The following is a 22722-nucleotide window of genomic DNA, read 5'->3' as shown; positions in this document are numbered from 1 at the left end:
CCGACGCGTCAGCTGACGCCGCGTGCCCCAAGCGTACGACGCGCCCGCGACGCGCTGGAGGGGGAAGAGGGATTCGCGGTCATTCCACGGGCCTCGCGTGCTGGAGCGCGACGCTGCCACCGTAGCCGGGCAGGGTCACCGCGGGGTGCTCCTCGACCTCCCAGCCGAGGCCGTAGGCGGTCACGTACTGCTGGTAATTGCCGATCTCGGGCGAGGCGTCGAGCGCGGCGCGCAGCCGGTCGCGATCGCCGACGGCGGTGATGGTGTAGGGCGGGGAGTAGAGGCGGCCCTGGAGGATCAGCGTGTTGCCGACGCAGCGGACCGCGCTGGTGGAGATGAGACGTTGGTCCATGACCCGGATTCCCGTGGCGCCGCCCGTCCACAGGGCGTTGACGACGGCCTGGAGGTCCTGCTGGTGGATGACGAGGTCGTTCGGCGAGGGCTCGGGGACATCGGGTACCAGGGGTTCCGCGTCGGGCGGCGCGTCGGTGAGCGTGACGGTCAGCCCCGGGCCGGTGAGGTCGTCGAGGCCGGCGGCCGCGGTGAGATCGTCGAGGCGCTGCTGGCGGCCGGGATCGGGCGGCCCGTCACGTTCGGCGAGGGCGTCGACCTCGGCGCGCAGCTCGGCGGCGGAGGACTCCAGGGACTCGTTCTGCCGGGCCCGCTCGCGGATGAGATCGGACATTTGAAGCAAGGAGTCATCAGTGCGGATGTTGTTGCCGCCGGAGACGTTGAAGCTGAGCCAGAATATGAGGCCGGCGAGTCCGAAGACGGCGACGGTACCCAGGCGTGCCGGGCGGAAGCGATTGATGCTCACCGTACCCCTGGTCTCCTTAATCGGCCGATGAAGCACTACGCTAACGGACGATCCCTTAGTTACGCGCTGTCCGGCGCGATCAGGCAGCGCATCGACAGGAGAGCCTCTCGTGCCGAAGTCACGCGTCCGCAAGAAGAAGGGCGACGCCTTCACCCCTCCCGAGAAGGGGCAGGCGACGAAGATCGACATGAGGTCGGGCCGCCGGTGGGTGGCGCCGCTGATGCTGGCGATGTTCGTGATCGGCCTCGCCTGGATCGTGGTGTACTACGTCACTCAGGCCGATCTCCCCATCAAGTCCCTCGAGGACTGGAACATCGTGATCGGTTTCGGGTTCATCGCCGTGGGTTTCGTGGTCTCCACACAGTGGAAGTGAGGGTCGCGGCGCCGTCACGAAGGTTATCCACAGCTCGCCCGAACATCACAAGATCTGTGGATAACTGAGCGAGAACGGGAACGCCCGTCCGATCCTCCCGTTGTCCCGTACCCCTGTTCGCCTGCGGAAACGTGGTCGAACACGGAGGCGGCCGACCGTCATCCACAGCCCGCACCTGTGCGGGCACCTGCTGTGGATAACTTCGGCTTCCGAACGGTCGGAGCAGCGCCGGAAGCCAGGAGCGCCGCGGTCAGCCGAGCAGTTGCGCGGTCCTGACCACACAGGCCACGACGATGACCAGCAGAACCACGACGCACGTCCCGGTCTGCACCAGCGTCCTGCGCTCGCGGGGCGCGTTCACGAGGCCGAAGGCAACCGCCGCACCCGCGACGAGCCCGCCGATGTGCGCCTGCCAGGCGATGTTGGACCAGGTGAACGTGATCACCAGGTTGACCGCGAGCAGGATGGCGATGGGGCGGAAGTCGTAACGCAGCCGCCGCACCAGCACGGCCGTCGCACCGAAGAGGCCGAAGACCGCGCCCGAGGCGCCGAGCGACAGCTGATTCTGCTCGGCCAGCAGGTAGGACAGGGTGCTCCCGGCCAGCGCCGAGATCAGGTACAGCGCGAGATAGCGGGCGCGGCCCAGCGCCGCTTCCAGCGGCGGCCCGAGGAACCACAGCCCCAGCATGTTGAACCCGAGGTGCCAGATCTGCTCGTGCAGGAACGCCGAGGTGAGCATCCGGTACCACTCGCCGTCGGCGACGCCGATCCACGTGAACGTCTCGCCGTCGATCGCGTAACCCAGCATGCCGAGATCGGTGACCATCCGGTCCCCGCCGGCCAGGACGGCGAAGAACACCGCCAGGTTGATCCCGAGCAGGATCTTGGTGACCAGCCGCGGATCGGCCGCCACGCTGCCGCCGGCGATCGTGCGCGGGCGGGCGGCGCGCACGGCGGCCGAGCCGCCCTGGACGCACTCGGGGCACTGGTAGCCCACGGGGGCCGAGATCATGCAGGAGGGGCAGATGGGCCGCTCGCAGCGGGCGCAGCGGATGCCGGTCTCGCGGTCCGGATGCCGGTAGCAGTGCGCCAGTCCGGCGCCGGGCTGCGGCTGTCCGTACGGCTCCGCCATGACTCCCCTTCTACGCGTCCCAGCAAGCCTTCCGGCCCCCTGCATCCTACGGACAGAGGGCCGGAAAGGTTCCCGCGCGGTCAGCCCTGGCGGGTGTCGATGACGACCGACTCGATGACGACGTCCTCGACCGGGCGGTCGGTGCGGCCGTCCGTCGCGGTGCTCGCGATGGCGTCCACGACCTGCTGGCCGGCCTGGTTCGCGACCTCGCCGAAGATGGTGTGCTTACCGGTCAGCCAGGTGGTCGGCGCGACGGTGATGAAGAACTGCGACCCGTTGGTGCCAGGACCCGCGTTGGCCATCGCCAGCAGGTAGGGGCGGGTGAAGGCGAGGTCGGGGTGGATCTCGTCCTCGAACTTGTAGCCGGGACCGCCGGTCCCGTTGCCGAGCGGGTCCCCGCCCTGGACCATGAAGCCGCTGATCACCCGGTGGAAGACCGTGCCGTCGTACAGCTTCTCGGCGGACCGCTGGCCGGTGGCGGGGTGGGTCCATTCGCGGGAGCCCTCGGCGAGCTCGACAAAGTTCTTGACCGTCTTCGGGGCGTGGTTCGGAAAGAGCCGGACCTCGATGTCGCCTCGGTTGGTCTTCAGGGTGGCATAGAGCTGCTCGGCCACGATGTACCTTCCGTCTACGTCAGTGACGGTCCCCGATCCTGCCATGCGCCGGCGACACGCCGTGCCCCCGGATGGCCGTTTCGCGTGCCTCACCCCGTCCTACCCGGCATGATTTGCGCACAAGTGGACAAGACGAATGGGCAGCGAGAAATGGCCATCAAGAGTGCAATCAGGGAGTAATCAGTGAGCCACAACGGGAAGTCGGGGGTGCGGCACGCCACGGACATGGTGACTCCGTACGCCGCGACGGCCAAGGACAACGCTGTGCACTACGCGCACCAGGCGGGCACCTACCTCAAACCGCGTGCCCACAAAGCCGCGTCGGAAGCCAGGCTGCGCTACGCGACCCAGGTCGTGCCGCGGGTGGCGCGGGCCAGGGCCGCCGCGGGGCCGGCGCGGGACGAGGCGTCGGCGCGGTCGGCCGCGGCGCTCGCCGCGCTGCGCGGCGACATCACGCCGCGGGAGATCGCCTGCGCCGTCCGGCGGCGCGAGCGCCGCCGGCGCACCGGGCGCATGGCCAGGCGGATCGGGCTGCTGACGCTGGTGGCCGGCGGCGCGTTCGCCGCCTGGCGGTGGTGGAGCGGCCAGACCAATCCGGACTGGCTGATGGAGCCCTCCCCCGCCACCGAGGTGACGCCGTCATCGCCCGGCACGGCCGAGGAGACGGAGACGGAGGAAAGCACCGCGGGGTGAACCCCGCGGGCTTCGAGGCCGCGGGGTCCACCCCGGTGGTCGTGGTGCGGGGCTCGGTGCGGTGTCAGTCACCGCCGCCGAAGATGTCGCCGAACGCACCCTCGTCGCCGCCGGGGCCCCCGTTGCCCCCGCCGCCGTTTCCGTTGCCGCCGTCCTGGCCCCCGTCCTGACCGCCGAGGCCGCCCGGCTCCTCGGTGGTGAGGGTGACGGTGCTGTTCGGCTGGACCTGGGTGCCGCCGCCGGGGTCGGTGGCGGTCACGACGGCGGTGATGGTGTCGGGGCCGTTGATCGCGACCGTCAGACCCAGGTCCTGGAGCCGCTGCCGCACGTTGACCAGCGGCTGTCCGTTGAGGTCGCCGGGGATGGTGACCTGCGGCGGGGTCTGCGAGTGCACCGCGACGTGGAGCGTGACGACCGTCCCGGTCTCGGCCGTGGTGCCGGCGCCCGGTTCCTGGCGGATCACCTCGCCGACCTGGCGCGAGTCGTCCACCTGGTTCTGCGTGACGACGGTGAACTCGGCGGCCTCCAGCTCGGCCGTGGCCTGGTCGACGTGGTCGCCGACCACGTCGGGAATCGCGACGCCGTCCGGCTCCGCGGCCACCGTCAGCGTGATCACCGACTCCGGCTCGGCCTCCTCGCCGCCCTCGGGGCTCTGCTCCAGGACCGTGCCCGCCTCTTCGTCCGAGGTCTGCTCCTCCTCGCGCTCGACCTCGAAGCCCAGCTCCTCCAGCTCGGCCTCCGCGTCCTCGAAGGAGTCGCCGACGACATCCGGTACCTCGACGGGCTCGGGGCCCTCCGACATGATGATCGTGACGGTGCTTTCGCGCTCGACCTCCTCACCGGCCGCCGGATCGGTGCGGCAGACGGTGTCGGCCTCCTCGGCGCACGGCTCGCTGCCGCCCTCCTCGGGCACGAAGGCGTCGTTCTCCAGCTGAGCCCGCGCCTCTTCGAGCGTCGAGCCCGTCACGTCGGGCACCGCCTTGTTGCCCGCCGGCGGATCGCTCGCGAACAGGGCGCGGCCGATGAAGACGGCGCCGATCAGCACGAGGATGCCGGCCAGCACCAGCAGGATGGTCGACGTGTGCCGGTTGCGCTGGCGCCGGTCGCCCCGGCCGCCGTAGTCGTCGTAGTCCGGGTCGGCGGCCGGCGGCATCATCGTGGTCGCCGGATCGGCGGCCCGCAGGGCCGTCGTGGGCCGGTCGTCGTAGCCGTACGGCGCCGCCCCGAGCCCCGCGGCGGCGCCGACCGGGCGCCCGTCGAGCGCGGCCTCGATATCGGCCCGCATCTCGTCGGCGCTCTGGTAGCGGTAGTCCGGGTCCTTCATCAGGGCCTTGAGCACGATGGCGTCGGTGTCCGGGGTGATCTCCGGGTCGTAGACGCTCGGCGGCTGCGGCTCCTCGCGCACGTGCTGGTAGGCGACGGCGACCGGGGAGTCGCCGATGAACGGCGGCCGGACCGTCAGCAGCTCGTAGAGCAGACAGCCGGTGGAGTAGAGGTCGGAACGCGCGTCGACCGTCTCGCCCTTGGCCTGCTCGGGCGAAAGGTACTGGGCGGTGCCGATGACGGCTGAGGTCTGCGTCATGGTCATGCCGGAGTCGCCCATGGCGCGGGCGATGCCGAAGTCCATCACCTTGACCTGCCCGGTGCGGGTCAGCATGACGTTCGCCGGCTTGATGTCCCGGTGGACGATGCCGTTGCGGTGCGAGTACTCCAGCGCCTGGAGGATGCCGATGCACATTTCGAGGGCGCGCTCGGGCAGCAGCTTGCGGCCGGAGTGCAGCAGCTCGCGCAGCGTGGAACCGTCGACGTACTCCATGACGATGTACGGGATGGAGATACCGTCGACGTAGTCCTCGCCGGTGTCGTACACGGCGACGATCGCGGGGTGGTTCAGCGAGGCGGCGGACTGTGCCTCGCGGCGGAATCGGGCCTGGAACGTGGGGTCGCGGGCCAGGTCGGCACGGAGCGTCTTGACGGCCACGGTACGGCCGAGGCGCGTGTCGTGGGCGAGATAGACCTCGGCCATCCCCCCGCGGCCGAGCACCTGGCCGAGTTCGTACCGCCCGCCGAGGCGACGCGGCTCTTCCATGTTTCCAGCCCTCTCCGTTCGGTCCCGGGCCGCGCCCCCTGGCCGACCCGTGGGGCTAAGGGTCCAAGCCCTGGATTACGGTACCCGCCGGGCGTCCCCCGCCGGACGGCGGTCGTCGGCCGATACGCAACCGGTATCGCCAGGTACCGCGACCGGCAGGGAACGTGCGGTCGTGTGTATGACGTGTGACGGGGCCCGGGTGGTTGCCGGACTGCCGTTCACCCGGCGTCCTCGCCGGCCAGGACGGCCTCCATCACGTCGACGGCGATGGGCGCGGCCAGACCGCCGCCGGTCACGTCCTCGCGCTCGACGTTGCCGTCCTCGACGACCACCGCGACGGCGACCGGGGAGCCCTCGTCGGTCATGGCGTAGGAGATGAACCAGGCGTAGGGGATCTCCTCGTTGTTCTCACCGTGCTGGGCGGTGCCGGTCTTGCCGCCGACGCGGACGTCGCCGAGCGCGCTGGTGTCGATGGCGTCGCTCTCCTCGACCATGGTCTCCATGGCGGACTGGATCATCTGCGCGTTCTCCGCGGAGAGCGGCTCGCTCATCTCCTCCGGGTCGTGCTGCTCGATCACATTGAGGTTGGGGGCGACGAGCTGGTCCACCATGTAGGGCTGCATCAGCGTGCCGTCGTTGGCGATCGCGCCGGCGACCATGGCCATCTGGAGCGGCGTGGCCTGGTTGGACGCCTGGCCGATACCGGCCTGCGCGTTCTGCGGGCGGTTGTCCTCGGGGTAGGCGCTGACCGCGGTCCTGATCGGGACGAAGTGCTCCTGGTTGAACCCGAACTCCTCGGCGGTCTCCCTCATCTGCTCGTTGCCGACCTCGTCGCTGAGCTTGGCGAAGACGGTGTTGCAGGAGTACTGGATGGCCGTGCGGAGGTCGGCGTCCTCGCAGGGGGCGGTTTCACTCAGATTGGGCATTTCGACGTCGTTGGTCTCCGGCAGGTAGTACGGGTCCGGAGTGTCCGTCGCCGTGTCGACGTCCTCCATCGCGCCGTGCTCAAGGGCGGCGGCGGCCGTGACGACCTTGAACGTGGAGCCTGGCGGGTAGGTCTCGCGCAGCGCCCGGTTGAGCATGGGCTCGTCCTCGTCGGACTCCAGCGCCTCCCACGCCTCCTGGTCGTCCCCGTCGTTGCCCGAGAAGGAGGACGGGTCGTAGGAGGGGGTGGAGGCCAGGGCCAGCACCTCGCCGGTCATCGGGTTGATGGCGGCGACCGCGCCCTTCGCGTCGCCCAGGCCCTCGAACGCGGCGCGCTGTGCGTCGGCGTTCAGCGTGGTGACCACGTTCCCGCCGCGCTGGTCCTCGCCGGTGAACATGTCGATCGTGTTGTTGAAGAACAGCCGGTCGTCGTCGCCGGTGAGGATCGAGTCGTGAACGCCCTCCAGCATGCTCGTGGCGTACGCCTGCGAGGAGTAGCCGGTGACCGGCGCCCACATCTCGCCGTCGGTGAACGTGCGCTGGTACCGGAAGTCCGGGTCTTCGGCCTCCTCGGAGCCCGTGATCGGCACGCCGTCCACGATGATGTCGCCGCGCGGGTGGGCGTACCGCTCGATGTTGACCCGCCGGTTGTTCGCGTCGTTCTGCAACTCGTCGGCCTGTACGAACTGCACCCAGTTGACGCGCAGCAGCAGGGCGAGGATGAGCAGGCCGCAGAAGACGGAGACCCGCCGCATCGGTTTGTTCATGCTCGGACCACCTGAGTCTGTTCTGCGTCGGGGCTGGGTGCGGGGGCCGGGGCCGGCCTGCGGGCAGTGTCACTGATTCGCAGTAGGAGGGCGATAAGCGCCCAGTTGGCGATCACGGACGAGCCGCCCTGCGCCAGGAACGGCATGGTCATGCCGGTCAGCGGGATGAGGCCGGTGACCCCGCCCGCGACCACGAAGATCTGGATGGCGAAGATGCCGGAGAGCCCGACGGCGAGCAGTTTGCCGAACGGGTCGCGCGCGGCGAGCGCCGTGCGCATGCCGCGCTCGATGAGCAGGGCGTACAGCAGGATGACGGCCATCGTGCCGGCCAGGCCCAACTCCTCGCCGACGGTGGCGAGGATGTAGTCGCTCTTGGCGCCGATGCCGCCGATGAGCCGCGAGTAGCCCTGGCCGAGGCCGGAGCCGAACAGGCCGCCGGAGCCGAAGGAGTACATGACGTTCGCGGTCTCGGTGATGCCGCCGTTGGCGTGCAGCTCCAGCGGGTTCAGCCAGTTGTGGACGCGGTCGCCGACGTGGGCGTTGGTGCTGGCGACCAGCACGGCGCCGGTCGCGGACAGCAGCAGGCCGAAGATGATCCAGCTCGTGCGCTCGGTGGCCACGTAGAGCATGACCACGAAGATGCCGAAGAACAGCAGCGAGGTGCCGAGATCCGTCTCGAAGATCAGGATCATCAGGCTGATCGCCCAGATGACGAGGATCGGGCCCATGTCGCGTCCGCGGGGCAGGTAGATGCCCATGACGCGGCGGCTGGCCAGGGCCAGCGCGTCGCGTTTGACCATCAGGTAGCCCGCGAAGAACACCGCAATGATGATCTTGGCGAACTCGGCGGGCTGGAGGGAGCCGACGCCGGGGACCTGGACCCAGATGCGGGCGCCGTTGATCTCCTCGCCGATGAAGATGGGCGAGGCCAGCAGGATCAGCGCGACGACCATCGAGATGTAGGTGTAGCGCTGGAGGATGCGGTGGTCCTTCAGGAAGACCAGCACGCCGAGGAACAGGGCGAGCCCGACCGTGGACCAGATCAGCTGGTCCGCCGCCATCGGGCCGCCGAGCGCGTCGGTGGTGATCTGCGGCTCCTGGTCGAGCCGCCAGATGAGCACCAGGCCGAGACCGTTCAGCAGGGTGGCGATCGGCAGCATGAGCGGGTCGGCGTAGGGCGCCCAGCGGCGCACGACGAGGTGCGCGACGCCGGCCATCAGGCCGAGGCCGAGGCCGTACCCGAGCATGCCCGCGGGCAGTGACTCGTCCTTCGCCAGGCCGACGTTGGCGTAGGCGAACACGGGGATGAGCACGGCGAACACGAGCATCGCCAGCTCGGTGTTCCGGCGGCTCGGAAGCCCGCCGGTGGAGACGGTGGTGTTGCTGCTGCTCATGCCTTGGTCTCTGCTGGAAGTCCGGTGGTCTCTAGATCGACACGGCCTAGATCGACATGGCCTAGCGCGTGCACTGTCCGGCCAGCTCCCGCTGGCGGTCGGTCAGCTGGGGGGACTCCGGGTTGGCGCTGTCACCCTCGGCGCCGCCCTCGGCACCGCCCTTGCCGTCCTTTCCGTCGCCGGGCTCCTGCCCGTTCTGCCCTTCCTCTCCGTTCTGCCCCTCCTGCTCGGCGGCCAGCAGACGGCATGCCTCGGCCTGCTCGGCCAGCTCGCCGACCCGCTCCTCGGCCTCGGCGAGACTGCCGGCGGAGATCGAGTCCTCCACCTGGCTGCGCTGGTACTCGGGCAGGAACTCCAGCTGGATGTCCGGGTGGTCGCGCTCGACGCTGTGCAGGCTCAGGGGGCCCAGATTCTGGCTGACGCCCTGGTAGAGGGCCACGTGGTCGCCGTTGGCCGCGACGTAGTACTGCGTCTGCGTCCAGCGGTACCCCGCGTAGAGACCGCCGCCGACGATGGCCAGGGCCAGCACGATCAGCGCGGTCCGCTTCAGCGCGCGGTGGCGCGGCGTCCGCGTCGGCACGTACTCGTCGTCGGCGAACGAGCCGAAGACGCCGGTGGGCGGGCCCGCGACGCCGGGGGCCTGGCCGCCGCCGCCCGGCGCCGGCGGGCGGCCGAGCTCGGCGGCGCGCGAGGCGGGCGTCTGCTTGTCGCCGAAGCGCTGGTTCTGCGACTCGGCGACCGCGCCGACGACCTGCGGGGCGTCGTACAGCTGGCGGGCGAGCGTGTCGCCCTCCTGGGTGTCGACATCGAGGACGTCGGCGACGATGCAGGTGATGTTGTCCGGGCCGCCGCCGCGCAGCGCCAGCTCGATCAGCTCCCGGACCGTCTCCTCCGGCGGGGCGAACGTGCTCAGGGTGTCGCAGAGGGTCTCGTGGCTCACGACGCCGGACAGGCCGTCGGAGCACAGCAGGTAGCGGTCGCCGACCCGCACCTCGCGGATCGACAGGTCCGCGTCGATGTGGTCGGCGCTGCCGAGGGCCCGCATCAGCAGCGAGCGCTGCGGGTGCGTGGTGGCCTCCTCCTCGGTGATCCGCCCCTCGTCGACGAGCCGCTGTACCCAGGTGTGGTCCTGCGTGATCTGCGTCAGCTCGCCCTCGCGCAGCAGGTAGGCGCGGGAGTCCCCGACGTGCACGAGGCCCAGGCGCTGGCCGGTCCACAGCAGGGCGGTGAGGGTGGTGCCCATGCCGTCGAGGCGTGGGTCGTCGGCGACCATGGCGCGCAGCTGCTCGTTGGCCCGCTGCACGGAGTGGTCGAGCGAGGTGAGCACGTCCGAGCCGGGGATGTCGTCGTCGAGCTGGACGATCGTGGAGATCACCTCCGAGCTGGCGACCTCCCCCGCCGCCTGGCCGCCCATGCCGTCGGCGATGGCGAGCAGACGCGGGCCCGCGTAGCCGGAGTCCTCGTTGTGGTCGCGGATCATGCCGGTGTGGGACCCCGCCGCGAATCTCAGTGACAGGCTCATGCGCGCCTCTCCCACCCTCCGGTCGTCATAGTGGTCGGACCTACTTCCGCAGCTCGATGACCGTCTTGCCAATGCGGATCGGCGTACCCGGCGGAATCGGGACCGGGGTGGTCAGCCGTCCGCGGTCCAGGTAGGTGCCGTTGGTCGACCCGAGGTCCTCGACGATCCACTGGCCGTCCCGGTCGGGGTAGATCCTCGCGTGACGGCCGGAGGCGTAGTCGTCGTCCAGCACGATGGTCGAGTCGTGCGCCCGGCCGAGCGTAATGGTCTGGCCCTGGAGGGCGACAGTGGTTCCGGCGAGGGAACCTTCGGTGATCACGAGTTTGGTGGGGGCGCCGCGGCGCTGCCTGCCGCGCGGCTGCGCCTGCGGTTGCTGCTGCTGCTGCTGGCGGCGCGGCTGCTGCGGGGCCGGCTCCGGGCGGCGGGCGACGGCACGCTGGGTGACCCGGGTGCCGAACAGGTCGCTGCGGATCACCTGGACGGCCACGATCACGAAAAGCCACAGGACGGCCAGAAAGCCCAGCCTCATGACCGTCAGGGTCAGCTCTGACATTGCCCCCCGCTTACCCTTCGGCTTGCCGGTAGATGACTGTGGTGCTGCCCACGACGATCCGTGAGCCGTCGCGGAGCGTAGCGCGTTTGGTGTGCTGTCCGTCCACCACGATGCCGTTCGTCGATCCGAGGTCCCTGACGCTGGCGGGCTCCGTGGCCTGGATCTCGCAGTGCCGCCGGGACACCCCGGGGTCGTCGATGCGCACGTCGGCCTCGGTGCTGCGGCCGATGACGAGGCTGTGGCGCGCCATCTGGTGGCGGGTGCCGTTGATTTCGATCCAGCGGCGCATGCGGCCCTGGGCCTGCTGCCCGTAGGGCGCGGCCGGGGGGCGGGGCGGCATGGCGGGCGCGGCGGGCGGGGCGCTCGGCGGCCTCGTGGGGTAGCCGGCGGCGGGGGCCTGCGGCGGTGCACCGTAGGGCGGCGGGGCGCTGTGCGGCGCGGACGGCTGCTGAACGGAGGTGGAGGAGGCGAGCGTGCGGCTGCGCACCCGGTACAGGCCGGTGTCGAGCGTGTCCGCCTTCTCCAGGTGGACCTTGATCTCGCCCATGAACGTGTAGCGCTGCTGCTTGGCGTACTCCTTGACCATGCCGGCCAGCTCGTCGCCGAGCTGCCCGGCGTACGGCGCCAGCCGCTCGTAGTCGCCGGCGCTCAGCTCGACGATGAAGTCATTGGGGACGACGGTCCGTTCGCGGTTCCAGATGGTCGCGTTGTTGTCACATTCGCGCTGAAGTGCGCCAGCGATCTCCACCGGCTGCACCTCGGACTTGAAGACCTTGGCGAAGGTGCCGTTGACGAGGCCCTCCAGCCGCTGCTCAAAGCGCTTCAGTACTCCCATGTGCACCTCCTTCTCCGAGGTCCCGGCGCGCGGCTGAAGTGGTACGGCTTACTGATCGTATCCACGCGCGAGACGATCAGGTGGTTCCCGTCCGGGCACCGGTCCTCCGCTCCCCGGATCGTAAGGGGGAGCAAGGAACAGTGTCGCGCATGTGCGGAGGGAATGCGGAGGGGATGCGGGGAGCGGGCCCGGGCGGGCGCGAAGGCGGGTGAAGGCACCGTCCGGCGCGTGTTAGCCTTCTGGATGTCGGCAGAGGCCCGGAAGCCGCAGGCAGATCCGGACCGACGCTCTCGGCGGTGCACATGCGCGGGTGGCGGAATAGGCAGACGCGCTGGATTCAGGTTCCAGTGCCCGAAAGGGCGTGGGGGTTCAACTCCCCCCTCGCGCACCACGAGTTACTGACAAGACGGGTCTCCCGTGATCGTGAAGATCAGGGGGCCCGTTTTTTGTGCTGCCATTTTGCGGGTTGTTTCTTGTGTGAAAATCACAGAATAGAGACTTGTGTCCGTTCTGTGCGTTTTGCGTGATTTCCGATTTGGTTTCTGTCATGGTTTTCACCGCCTGCCGGAACGTTGCCTGCGGAGGGTGAGCCATGGGCAGTGACGTGCTGCATCTTGTCCAACCCGTCGACGGGGGTGTGGCGCGGGTCGTCGTGGACCTCGTGCGTGCGCAGACGGCGGCCGGGCTGCGGGTGGTCGTCGGCTGTCCGCCGGGCGGGCCGCTCGCCGGCGCGGTCGGCGCCGACGTGCTCCCCTGGGAGGCGGAACGCGCCCCGGGGCGCCGGTTGTTCGCCGAAGTCGCTGGCGCCGCCCGCGTCGTGCGGCGCGCGGCGCCCCGCCTGGTGCACCTGCACAGCGCCAAGGCCGGGCTCGCCGGCCGGCTCGCGCTGCGCGGCCGGCTGCCCACCGTCTATCAACCGCACGCCTGGTCGTTCGAAGCCGTCCGCGGGCCCGCCGCGCGGCTCGCCACCGCCTGGGAACGCCTCGCCGTGCGCTGGACGGACCGCGTGCTGTGCGTCAGCGAAGCCGAGCGGGAACGCGGCCTCGGCGCCGGGATCGACGCCCGCTGGGCCGTCGTTCCCAACGGCGTCGACCCCGGCCGCCACCCCGTCGCCGACGGCGTCGCCCGCCGTCAGGCGCGGGCCGCGCTCGCCGCCGTGCACGCCCTGCCGCAGCGCGCCCCGCTCGTCGTGTGCGTGGCGCGGCTGTGCCGGCAGAAGGGGCAGGACCTGCTGCTGCGGGCCTGGCCCCAGGTCGCCGCCCGGGTGCCGGGCGCGCGGCTCGCGCTCGTCGGCGACGGCCCGCAGCGCGCCGCGCTGCGGGCGGCGGCCGGGCCCGGCGTCCTGCTCGCCGGGCACACCGACGACCCCGGGCCCTGGTACGCGGCGGCCGACGTCGTCGTCCTGCCCTCCCGCTGGGAGGGCATGGCCCTGGCACCGCTTGAGGCGATGGCCACCGGACGCCCCGTGGTCCTCACGGACACCGGCGGCGCCCGCGCCTGTCTGCCGCCGGGGCACGCCCCGCACTGCCTGGTGGCGCCTGGCGATGCCGAAGGGCTGGCCCGCGCGCTCGCCGCGCTCCTTGACGACCCGGCGCGCCGACGCGCACTCGGCCGGGAGGCCGCCGCCCACGCCCGGGCAGCGCACGACGTGCGGCGTTCCGCCGCCGCGTGCGCCCTGCTGTACCGCGAGCTGCTGACGCCGCACGCGGCAGAGCGCACGAGGGAGTTGTGCCGGTCATGACCATGGAAGGCACGATCGGTGCCCGCCCCGCCGCCGTCGGCCCGCCGCGCGGCCCGCAGCCCGCGCCGCCCCCGCCGCGCCGCGGGCGCGTGCCGCGCCGGCGGGGCGCGGGGCGGCTGTTGGCCGCCGACCTGGCCGCCGTGGCGGCCCTGGCCGCGGCGGCCCCGGCGGCGGCGCCCGTGGGCCCCGCGGTGCTCGCGTTGCTGACCGGCCTGAACGCCGCCGCCGGCCTCTACCGCCCGCCGCCCGCCGCCACGGCGCTCGACGAACTGCCCCGGCTGCTCGGCCACGCCGCGCTGGCCTGGTGTGCGGCGGAGATCCTGCTCGGCGTCGCCGGCTCCCCCGCCGCGCTGCTGCTTCTGCTCGCCGCGCAGACCGTGCTGTCGGCCGCCGCCCGCGCCGTGGCCCACCACCTGGGCCGCCGCGCCGCCCGGGCCAGGCCGCGGTCCGCGCTCGTCGTCGGTACCGGCCGCACCGCCCGCCGCGTCGCGGCCGTGCTGGCGCAGCACCCCGAGTACGGCATGCGGCCGGTCGGCATGGTCGGGCCCGTTCCGCAGCGGCTGCCCGAGGCGTCGCCGCTGCCGGTCCTGACCTCGCCGCGGGACGTCTCGCGCGCCATCGTGCGGAACGCCGTCTCCGATGCCGTCTTCACCCGCCCGCCCGAGGGCTCCCTGCTGCGGCTGTTCCAGGCGCACGGCTGCACCGTGTGGCTGGTGGGCGCAGAGCCGTCCGCGGCCGGGCCCGCCGCGGCCCGCGGCCACCTGTGGGGCTTCGCCTGCCTGCGCATCGCGCCGCCGCCCGGCCGCCGCGCGGCCCGGCTGGCCAAGCGCGTCCTCGACGTCGCCGTCGCGGCCGTGGCGCTGCCGGCCGCCGCGCCGCTGCTCGCGCTGTGCGCGCTGGCCGTGCGTCTGACCGACGGGCCCGGCGTCCTGTTCCGGCAGACCCGCGTCGGCGAGGACGGCAGGCCGTTCGTGATGCTGAAGTTCCGCACGCTGCGGCCCGCCGACGGCCTGGAGGCCGCGACCCGCTGGAGCATCGCCGACGATCCGCGCCTGACCCGCACCGGCCGGCTGCTGCGCCGCACCTCTCTGGACGAGCTGCCCCAGCTGTGGAACGTCCTGCGCGGCGACATGAGCCTGGTCGGCCCCCGGCCGGAACGCCCGCACTTCGTCGAACGCTTCAGCCGGGCCCACCCCGGCTACGCCGACCGCCACCGGATGCCCGCCGGGCTCACGGGCCTCGCCCAGGTCAGCGGGCTGCGCGGCGACACTTCGATCGAGGACAGGACCCGCTTCGACAACCTGTACATCGACACCTGGTCGCTCTGGCGGGACGTTCAGATCATGCTGCGCACCACCGCGCTGTGCTTCCGCGCCGGGCGCGGCTGATGGCGGCCCCCCGGACAGCCCCCCGGACGGCCCCCCGGACGGCGGCCAGGCTTCTGCGCGGTCGCGCGCACCTGCTGCCCGCCGTCGCCGTCGTGCTGCTGCTGTCCGTGCCGGGCCGCTGGACGGCCGCCGGCGGGCGGATCGCCGCCGCCGACCTGGCCTCGCTCTGCCTGGCCGCGCTGTGCGCCGTCCTGGTGGTCCGGCGCCCCGTGCCGCGGCCCTCGCGGCGGGCCGCCGTCGTGCTGGCCGCGCCCGCCGCCACGCTGGCCGCGGCCACCATGGCGAGCGGCGACCCGCTCGCCGCGCTGCCCGGGTTCCTGCGCTTCCTCCAGTTGTTCGTCCTCGTGCCGCTCGCCGTGCTGCTCGTGCTGCGCGACCGGCGTGACGCCAGGCTGCTGGCCGCCGCGATGGTGGCGCTCGCCCTGTTCCAGGGCGCGGTGGGCGCCGCACAGCACCTCACCGGCACCGGCGCCTCGTACATGGGCGAGAACGTCCGCGCGGTCGGCACCTTCGGGCCGCTGCACGTGATGGGCATGGCCACCGTCGTCTCCTACGGCCTCATCGCCGCGCTGTGCCTCGGCCTGGCCCCGCCCCGCGCCGCCTCCCGGCTGCGGCGCCCGGCCGCGCTCGGCTGCGCCGCGCTGCTCGCGCTGCCGCTGGCGTTCTCCTTCAGCCGCGGCGCCTGGCTGGCCACCGCCGCGGCGGTGGCGGTCGTGCTGGTGGCTGTCGCGTTCCGCCTGACGCGCAGGGCCCTGGCGGTGCTGCTGCTCGGCGGAACGCTCCTGGCCGGCGGAACGCTGCTGGCCGGCGGCGGTGCCGTCGGCGAACGGCTCGGCAGCATCGGCGAGGTGACCGGCACCCCCGACCAGTCGGTGACCGACCGGTACGCCATGTGGGACGCGGCCCTGTCCATGTGGCGCGACCACCCGTGGACCGGAACCGGGCCCAGGGGCTTCGCCGGACACCGGGACACCCACGCCTCCCTCGCCCTGTCCGGCGGGAGCGACACCGCGGGCGCGGGCGAGGAGTTCCGGCGGCAGGAGCTTCAGTCCCCGCACAACATGTACCTGCTGGTGCTCGGCGAACAGGGGCTCGCCGGGGCCACCGCCCTGGTCGGCGGCTGGGCGGTGCTGCTCGGCTGCTGCCTGGTGCGCCTGCGCCGCGCCGGCGCCCCCGACGTCGGGCTCGCCGCCACCGGGCTGCTGGTCTGGCAGGCGGTGAACTTTCTGTACGCCGACGTCGGCGGCCCGCACAGCGTGCTGACCGCCGTGGCGTTCGGCCTCGCCGCCTGGTGGGCGTTCTCCCCGACGGCGCGCCGGGAGCCGCGGTGAGTGCCGGAGCCGCGGTGAGTGCCGGAGCCGCGGTGAGTACGGGAGCCGCGGTGAGTACGGCGGTCGCGGTAACGGGCCGGGCGCCCGCGGGGGAGCGGTTCGTGGCGCGGGCCGCCGCCGCGACCGCCGTGCTCACCGCGGCCGGGGCGCTCGCCGGGCTGGTGCGCGACCAGCTCGTCGCCTCGCTGTTCGGCGCCGACGGCGCCACGGACGCGTTCCTCGTCTCGTGGACCGTGCCCGAGGTGGCGGCCACGCTCCTCATCGACGAGGCGATGGCGCTGGTGCTCGTGCCCGCCTTCAGCCTCGCCCTGGTGCACGGCGCCCACGGCGGGGTGCGCGGCCTGATCGGCGCCACGCTCCCCCGGCTGCTGCTCGCGCTCGCCGTGCCGACCGCCGCGCTGGCCGCGGGCGCGCCGCTCGTGGTCCGCGTCCTCGCGCCAGGACTGCCGGACCCCGCACTCGCGGTGGACTGCACGCGGCTGACCGCAGTGACTCTTCTCACCTTCGGCGTCGCCGGGTACTTCAGCGCCGCGCTGCGCGCGCACCGCGGCTTCCTGCCGCCCGCCGCGATCCACCTCGCTTACAACGCGGGCATCATCGGCACCGCGCTGGCCTGCCACGCGCTGTGGGGGGTGCGGGCGGCGGCGGCCGGGGTCGCGGTCGGCGGGCTGCTGATGGTCCTGGTGCAGCTGCCGTTCTTCCTGCGGATCTGGCTGCGCGCGCCGCGCCGCCGCCCGGGGCCGCACGCCGTCGCGGTGCCCGCGCTGCTGTCGGTGGCCCTGCCCGTCGCGCTGTTCGCGCTCGCCCGCCAGTCCCAGGTCCTCGCCGAACGCTTCCTCGCCTCCGGACTGCCGCCGGGCGCGATCTCCTGCCTCAACTACGCGCAGAAGGTCGCGCAGCTGCCCATGGTGCTGGCCATGATGATCTGCACGGTCACCCTGCCGCTGGTGGCCCGCGCGGTCGCCGCGGGCGATCTCGAACGGGCCAGGCGGCGCGTGGAGCGCGACCTCGTGGCGGCCGGGGTCGTGGTCCTGCTCGGTGCGGCCTACGTGACCGCCCTCGCCCCGCAGATCATCCGGCTGCTGTTCGAGCGTGGCGCGTTCGACGCCGAGGCCACCGCCGCGACCGCCGCGGTGATGCGCGTGTACGCCCTCGGGCTGCTCGGGCACACGCTGACCGGTGCGCTGGTGCGGCCGTTCTTCTCGGCCGGGCGGCCGACGTGGTTCCCGTTCGCCGCCATGCTGCCCGGTCTGCTGGTGACGGTCGCCGGCGGCCTGGTGGCCGTCGGGCCGCTCGGCGCGCCCGGCATCGCCGCCGCGAACGCGGCCGGTATCACCCTGACCGCGCTCCTGCTGCTGCGCGGCCTGGCCACCCGCACCGTTCCCGTCGACGCCCGGCGGCTGCTCGGCCGCTTCGCGCGGCTCGCCGCCGCGGCGCTGGCCGCGGCGGCGGCGGGCTGGGCCGCCGCGCCGCCGGGCCCCTCGCCGCTGCCGGCCCTCGCGCTCGGCTGCCTCGTGGTGCCCGCCGTGTTCGCCCTGGCCGCCCGCGTCCTGCGGGTGCCGGGTGCGGTGCTCCTGCCCGCCGTTCTCACCACCCGCATCGGAAACCTCAAGCAAAGGTCTCACCATGCCCGTTGACGCCGCCGCTCCCGGCCCGCTGTGGCTGCTGATGTACCACTCGGTCGCCTACGCCGCCCACGACCCGTACCGGATCACCGTCACCCCCGACCGGCTGCACAGCCAGCTCGGCTGGCTGCGGCGCCGCGGCCTGCGCGGGGTGTCCGTGGGCGAGTTGCTGCGTGCCCGCGCGGCCGGCCGCGCGGGCCGCATGGTCGGCCTGACCTTCGACGACGGCTACCGCGACTTCCTCGACACCGCCCTGCCGCTGCTGCGCGGGCACGGCTGCACCGCCACCGTGTTCGTGCTGCCCGGCCGGCTGCACGGCAGCAACGCCTGGGACGCGGACGGGCCGCGCAAACGGCTGCTGAACGCGGACGGCATCAAGGCGGTCGCCGCGGCCGGTATGGAGATCGGCTCGCACGGGATGCGGCACGTTCCGCTGCGGGGCGCCGCGGACGACGTGCTGGAGCGGGAGGTGGTGGACAGCAGGCGGCGGCTCACCGACCTGACCGGCGTTCCCGTCCAGGGCTTCTGCTACCCCTACGGCGCGGTGGACCGGCGCGCGCTCGCCGCGGTCGAGGACGCCGGCTACGGCTACGCCTGCGCGATCAGCCCCGGCCGGCTGACCGGCCGGTTCGCGCTGCCGCGTGTGCACATCGGGGAACGGGACACCGGCCCGCGGATGCGCCTGAAGCAGGCGCTGCACCCGGTGCGCCGCCGCAAGGTGCCGCCGCTGCCCGCGCCCGCGGCGCCGGCCGAGCCGATCGAGGCCAGGTGAACGCGGCGGCGCGGGCGCCGCGCCGCGTGCTGCACGTCATCACGGGGCTCGGCACCGGCGGTGCGGAACGGCAGCTGTGCGCGCTGCTGCGCCGCCTGCCGGTGGCCTGCGACGTGGTCACGCTCACCCACCCGGGCCCGGTGGCGCGCGAGCTGCGGGCCGACGGGGTGCGCGTCGCGCACCTGGGGATGGCGGGCAACCGCGACGCGGGCGCCGTTCCGCGGCTGGTGCGGCTGATCAGGCAGGGGCGCTACGAGCTGGTCCACACCCACCTGTACCGGGCCTGCGTGTACGGCAGGGTCGCGGCGCGGCTGGCCGGGGTGCGGGCCGTGGTGGCCACCGAGCACTCGCTGGGCGACCACCGCATCGAGGGCCGGGCGCTGAACCCGGCGAACCGCGCGCTGTACCTGGCCTCGGAACGGCTCGGCGCCGCGACGGTGGCGGTGTCCGCCGCGGTCGCGGCGCGGCTGCGCGCGTGGGGCGTGCCGCAGGAACGGATTCACCTGGTGCCGAACGGGATCGAGCCGTGCCGGTACCGGTTCGACCCGGGCGCGCGGCGCGCGGTGCGCGCCCGGCTCGGGCTGCCCGCGGACGCCGTGGTGCTCGGCGGGGTGGGGCGGCTCGTGGCGGGAAAGCGGTTCGGCGTGCTGCTGCGCGCCGCGGCCAGGCTGCCGGCGGACGTGTGGCTCGTGGTGGCGGGCGAGGGCCCGGAACGTGCGGCTCTGCACGCGCTCGCGGTACGGCTCGGCATCGCCCGCCGCGTGGTGTTCGCGGGCGACTGCCCCGACGTGCCGGGGCTGCTTTCGGCGCTGGACGTCTTCGTGTCGCCCTCGGCGGAGGAGACGTTCGGCCTGGCCGCCGTGGAGGCGCTGGCGGCGGGTCTGCCGGTGCTGCACGTCGCCTGCCCCGCGGTCGAGGAACTGCCGCGCGGCGAGGCGCCCGGCGCGCGGCGGGTCGGCGCCGCCCCCGGTGAACTGGCCGGCGCGCTGGAGGCCGAACTCGCCCTCGGCGTGCGGCGGCTGCCGGTGCCGCGGGCGGTGCGGCGCTACGGCATGGACCGGGCGGCGGACCGGCTGATGGACGTGTACCGCGAGGTTCGGGAAGAGGTGCGTGGACGATGAGGGGACTGCGGGAACGGGTGTCCTCGCTGCCCTTCTGGTGGCCGGGCGCGTGCGGGCTGCTGCTCGGGCTGCTCGCGGGCGGCGGGCACGCGCTGTGGGCCGACCGCGAGTACGCGGCCGAGGCGGCCGTGGTCGTGACGGCCGGCGACCCGGCGTCGGCCGTGGGCTTCGCGCAGTCCTACGGGCGGCTGGCGGGCGGCGACGCGGTGCTGCGCACCGCGCAGACGGACGCGGGCGTCCCGGCCGCGACGCTGCGCACCCGGGTGCGGGCGGTGACGTCGCCGGACGCGCCGGTGATCGGGATCACCGGCACGGGACCGTGCCCGCAGGACGCGGCGCGGGCCGCGGGCGCGGTCGCCCGCGCCCTGGTCGCGCACGCGGCGGGCGCCGAGGCGGACACCGGCGTCGCGGTGGTCCCGCTGACCGAGGCGGTGCTGCCGACGGCGCCGGACACGCCGGTGCCGTGGCTGTCGGTGGCGCTCGGCGCGTGCGCGGGCGCGGTGGCGGGCGGCACGGCCGTGCTGGTCCGCGGCCATCCCGCGCGGCGCCCGCGGCGCCCGCTGCCCGTTCGGCCGGATCGGCCGGATCAGCCGGATCGGCCGGATCAGCCGGTGCAGCCGGTGCAGCCCGTTCGGGCGTTCGGCGCGGCCGCCGGGCCGATCGCCGCGGCGGGCGTCAACGGCCTCGCTCCGCACCCCCGTTGACCTGCACGGACTGGGCGGTGACGTGGCCGGCGGCGTGCGACGCGAGCCAGTGCAGCGTCTGGGCCACGTCGCCCGGGGTGCCGGGGCGGCCGCCCAGCGTCTGGCCGATGAGGGTGGCGCGCCGTTCCCGCGACATGCCGCCGCCGAAGAACTCCGTGTCCTCGATGTAGCCCGGGGCCACCAGATTGACGGTGATGCCGCGCGGGCCGAGGGCCCCGGCCAGGTCGTACGCGTACGGGTGCAGCGCGGCCTTGCTCGCGGCGTAGGCGCCGGAGCCCGAGCCGCGGTAGGCGGCGATGGAGCTGAGGAAGAGCACCCGGCCGCCGGGGGAGGCCAGCCGGTCGCGCAGGGCCTCGGTGAGGAGCACGGCGGACAGGGTGTTGATCCGGAAGTTGACCGTCCAGGCGTGCGCGGCGGCGGCGAGCGGCTCCTCGCTCGCCGGTCCCGGCTCCGGCCCCGGCTCCGGCCCCGGCTCCAGACTGCCGTTGCCGCCCGCGGCGTTCACCAGCACGTCCACGGTCCCCCAGCGTTCCGCGACGACGGTGGCGACGCGGGCGACGTCGGCGGGGTCGGTGAGGTCGGCGGGGAGGGCCACCGCGTGGTCGAGGCGGTCCGCCGCCCGCTCGACGACCGCGGCGCGGCGGCCGACGAGGACGGTGGTGTCGCCGTCGCGGTCGAAGCAGCCGGCCGTCGCGAACCCGATCCCGGTGCCGCCGCCGCTGATGATCACTGTGCGTCCTGTCATGCCCGGAAGGTAACCCGCGGGCGGGGGGCCTGCCAGACCAGCTCGGTGCCGTTGCCGCCGAGTCCCGGGCCCGTGCCGGACCAGCCGCCGAGGGCCGCGGCGCGGTGCGCGAGGTTGGCGAGGCCGCTGTGGCGGCTGCCGTCCGGCGGCAGGCCGACGCCGTCGTCGGCGACGGTCAGGCGCACCGCGTCGCGGCCGTCGGGCAGGTGAGCGGTGGCGTCGACGGTGACCTCGACGCGGGAGGCGCGGGCGTGGCGGGCGGCGTTGGACAGGCCCTCGCGGAGCGCGGCGACGAGGTTTCGCGCGATGGCCTCGCCGACGACGCTGTCGACCGGTCCCGTGAACGTGGCGGACGGCGTGAAGCCGAGGGTGCGGGCGGCGGCCCCGGTCTCGCGCAGCACCCGGGCGCGCAGACCGGCGGGCGCCTCGTCGGGCTGCTGGCGCAGGGCGAAGATCGCGGTGCGGATCTCCTGGATGATGGCGTCGAGCTCCCCGGTGGCGGTGTCGATGCGGTCGTGCAGATCCTGCGAGGGCGAGGCGCGGCGGGCGCTCTCCAGGCTCATCCCGACGGCGAAGATCCGCTGGATGACGAGGTCGTGCAGGTCGCGGGCGATGCGGTCGCGGTCCGCGAGCACGGCGAGAAGCTCCCGGTCGCGGCGCGCCCTGGCGAGGACCACGGCCACCGCGGCCTGCTGCGCGAACTGCGTGGCCAGCACGCGTTCCGCCACCGAGTAGGGCGTGGCGCCCGCGGCGCGGGCCAGCGCCAGGGCGCCGAGCGCGGTGCCGTCGCCGGCCAGCGGCAGCAGCATGCCGGGCCCCGGGTGCGGCACCAGGCCGGCGACGGGCCCGGCCGCGTCGGCCGTGTCGGCCGCGTCGGCCGGGTCGTCGACGAAGACCGGTTCGCCGGCCAGCACCTGGCGCACGGCCGGGCTGTCGGCGGGCACGGTGGTGCCGATCAGCCGGCCGGCGCCGTCGGTGGCGGCGGCGACGACTTCGAGGCCGCCGTCCTGGTCGGGTTCGAGAACGGCCGCGGCGGCCGCGCCGGCCAGCCGCCGCGCCTGCTCGGCGACGACGGCCAGCGCGTTGTCGTCGTCCGCGGACAGCAGGGCCGTGGACAGTTCGAAGCTGCCGTCCATCCAGCGGGCCTGCTGGCGGACCGCCTCGTGCAGCCTGGCATTGCCGATGGCGATGCCCGCCTCGCCCGCGAGGATGTGCAGCAACTGCCGGTCGGCGGGGGTGAACACGCCGTCCGCCTTCCCCGCGAGCAGCAGCGCGCCGAACCTGGCGCCGTGCACCAGGACCGGCACGCACAGCGTGCCGGGCGCGTCCGGGCGCGGCCGGCCGCCGTCGAGCAGCGTGCGGGCGAGCCGTTCGGCGTCGGCGGGGTGGTCGGTGCCGTGGGTGACGAACCGGCCGATGGTGTCGCCGTCCTCACCGAGCACGGCCAGCGCGGCGTACCGGGTCCCGGCCAGCTCGGCGGCGGTCGTCACGATGCGGTCCAGCAGGGCGCCGGGCTCGATCTCGCCGCCGATGGCCTCCATGGCCTGGAGCAGTCGGGGCATCTCCTCCATGAACCGAGGGT

At 73.7% G+C, this 22722-nt stretch carries 20 protein-coding genes and 1 tRNA gene; 10 read left to right on the top strand and 11 right to left on the bottom strand.

Annotated features, from left to right (window positions below; genetic code table 11):
- Positions 1–79 precede the first annotated feature (79 nt).
- Positions 80–817: a DUF881 domain-containing protein gene (locus RM779_RS25605; RefSeq protein WP_311620119.1), complete on the bottom strand. Its 738-nt coding sequence runs from the start codon at positions 815–817 to the stop codon at positions 80–82.
- A gap of 109 nt (positions 818–926) precedes the next feature.
- On the opposite strand from RM779_RS25605, the gene crgA reads away from it, so the two are divergent.
- Positions 927–1190, top strand: a complete 264-nt coding sequence (crgA, locus tag RM779_RS25600; protein ID WP_077060137.1) for a cell division protein CrgA — start codon at positions 927–929, stop codon at positions 1188–1190.
- Positions 1191–1440: 250 nt separating this feature from the next.
- On the opposite strand, the gene RM779_RS25595 is transcribed toward crgA, so the two are convergent.
- A complete protein-coding gene (locus RM779_RS25595) occupies positions 1441–2322 on the bottom strand; it encodes a rhomboid family intramembrane serine protease (protein WP_077060136.1) in 882 nt (293 codons plus the stop codon).
- Between the two features lie 80 nt (positions 2323–2402).
- Complete coding sequence (locus tag RM779_RS25590; RefSeq protein WP_077060135.1) at positions 2403–2936, bottom strand: peptidylprolyl isomerase; 534 nt, start codon at positions 2934–2936, stop codon at positions 2403–2405.
- 183 nt (positions 2937–3119) lie between these two features.
- Here RM779_RS25590 and RM779_RS25585 point away from each other — a divergent pair, with 183 nt between their 5' ends.
- On the top strand, positions 3120–3629 hold the full coding sequence (locus RM779_RS25585) for a DUF5324 family protein (RefSeq protein WP_311620118.1): 510 nt from the start codon (positions 3120–3122) through the stop codon (positions 3627–3629).
- Between the two features lie 64 nt (positions 3630–3693).
- Here the strand turns inward: RM779_RS25585 and pknB are convergent, their stop codons facing one another.
- The 6 genes from pknB to RM779_RS25555 form a co-directional block, all read right to left on the bottom strand.
- Positions 3694–5718 carry a Stk1 family PASTA domain-containing Ser/Thr kinase gene (pknB, locus tag RM779_RS25580; protein ID WP_311620117.1) on the bottom strand — a complete coding sequence of 675 codons (2025 nt, stop codon included), beginning with the start codon at positions 5716–5718 and terminating at the stop codon, positions 3694–3696.
- A gap of 218 nt (positions 5719–5936) precedes the next feature.
- The gene (locus RM779_RS25575) at positions 5937–7409 is read right to left on the bottom strand and encodes a peptidoglycan D,D-transpeptidase FtsI family protein (RefSeq protein WP_311620116.1); all 1473 of its coding nucleotides are present in this window, start codon (positions 7407–7409) and stop codon (positions 5937–5939) included.
- Positions 7406–8803 (bottom strand): FtsW/RodA/SpoVE family cell cycle protein, encoded by a 1398-nt coding sequence (locus RM779_RS25570; protein WP_311620115.1) that lies wholly within the window; start codon positions 8801–8803, stop codon positions 7406–7408. Before RM779_RS25570 ends, RM779_RS25575 begins: the two co-directional genes overlap by 4 nt.
- 61 nt (positions 8804–8864) lie before the next feature.
- Positions 8865–10325: a PP2C family protein-serine/threonine phosphatase gene (locus RM779_RS25565; protein WP_311620114.1), complete on the bottom strand. Its 1461-nt coding sequence runs from the start codon at positions 10323–10325 to the stop codon at positions 8865–8867.
- A 40-nt stretch (positions 10326–10365) separates the two neighbouring features.
- Positions 10366–10878, bottom strand: a complete 513-nt coding sequence (locus RM779_RS25560; RefSeq protein ID WP_311620113.1) for an FHA domain-containing protein FhaB/FipA — start codon at positions 10876–10878, stop codon at positions 10366–10368.
- A 10-nt stretch (positions 10879–10888) separates the two neighbouring features.
- Positions 10889–11713, bottom strand: a complete 825-nt coding sequence (locus RM779_RS25555; RefSeq protein WP_077060127.1) for an FhaA domain-containing protein — start codon at positions 11711–11713, stop codon at positions 10889–10891.
- A 304-nt stretch (positions 11714–12017) separates the two neighbouring features.
- Here RM779_RS25555 and RM779_RS25550 point away from each other — a divergent pair.
- The 8 genes from RM779_RS25550 (at position 12018) to RM779_RS25515 (ending at position 20395) form a co-directional block, all read left to right on the top strand.
- Positions 12018–12104: transfer RNA gene (locus RM779_RS25550), tRNA-Leu, on the top strand.
- Positions 12105–12305: 201 nt separating this feature from the next.
- Positions 12306–13454 carry a glycosyltransferase gene (locus RM779_RS25545; RefSeq protein WP_311620112.1) on the top strand — a complete coding sequence of 383 codons (1149 nt, stop codon included), beginning with the start codon at positions 12306–12308 and terminating at the stop codon, positions 13452–13454.
- Complete coding sequence (locus RM779_RS25540) at positions 13451–14842, top strand: exopolysaccharide biosynthesis polyprenyl glycosylphosphotransferase (RefSeq protein ID WP_311620111.1); 1392 nt, start codon at positions 13451–13453, stop codon at positions 14840–14842. Before RM779_RS25545 ends, RM779_RS25540 begins: the two co-directional genes overlap by 4 nt.
- Positions 14842–16173 carry an O-antigen ligase family protein gene (locus RM779_RS25535; protein WP_311620110.1) on the top strand — a complete coding sequence of 444 codons (1332 nt, stop codon included), beginning with the start codon at positions 14842–14844 and terminating at the stop codon, positions 16171–16173. The genes RM779_RS25540 and RM779_RS25535 overlap by 1 nt, the downstream gene beginning before the upstream one ends.
- Before the next feature lie 50 nt (positions 16174–16223).
- Positions 16224–17810, top strand: a complete 1587-nt coding sequence (locus RM779_RS25530) for a lipid II flippase MurJ (RefSeq protein WP_311620109.1) — start codon at positions 16224–16226, stop codon at positions 17808–17810.
- On the top strand, positions 17800–18570 hold the full coding sequence (locus RM779_RS25525; RefSeq protein ID WP_311620107.1) for a polysaccharide deacetylase family protein: 771 nt from the start codon (positions 17800–17802) through the stop codon (positions 18568–18570). Before RM779_RS25530 ends, RM779_RS25525 begins: the two co-directional genes overlap by 11 nt.
- Positions 18567–19691 (top strand): glycosyltransferase, encoded by a 1125-nt coding sequence (locus RM779_RS25520; RefSeq protein ID WP_311620106.1) that lies wholly within the window; start codon positions 18567–18569, stop codon positions 19689–19691. The genes RM779_RS25525 and RM779_RS25520 overlap by 4 nt, the downstream gene beginning before the upstream one ends.
- Entirely contained in the window at positions 19688–20395 is a 708-nt protein-coding gene (locus RM779_RS25515) for a lipopolysaccharide biosynthesis protein (RefSeq protein ID WP_311620105.1), read from the top strand. Before RM779_RS25520 ends, RM779_RS25515 begins: the two co-directional genes overlap by 4 nt.
- On the opposite strand, the gene RM779_RS25510 is transcribed toward RM779_RS25515, so the two are convergent.
- Entirely contained in the window at positions 20367–21140 is a 774-nt protein-coding gene (locus RM779_RS25510) for an SDR family NAD(P)-dependent oxidoreductase (protein WP_311620104.1), read from the bottom strand. The two genes, RM779_RS25515 and RM779_RS25510, sit on opposite strands and share 29 nt — an antisense overlap.
- A complete protein-coding gene (locus RM779_RS25505) occupies positions 21137–22711 on the bottom strand; it encodes a GAF domain-containing sensor histidine kinase (protein WP_311620103.1) in 1575 nt (524 codons plus the stop codon). The genes RM779_RS25510 and RM779_RS25505 overlap by 4 nt, the downstream gene beginning before the upstream one ends.
- Positions 22712–22722: the final 11 nt, after the last annotated feature.

The sequence above is a fragment of the Streptomyces johnsoniae genome, assembly GCF_031845565.1.
GTDB lineage: Bacteria > Actinomycetota > Actinomycetes > Streptomycetales > Streptomycetaceae > Streptomyces > Streptomyces johnsoniae.
This window is presented reverse-complemented; position numbering and strand designations above follow the sequence as displayed.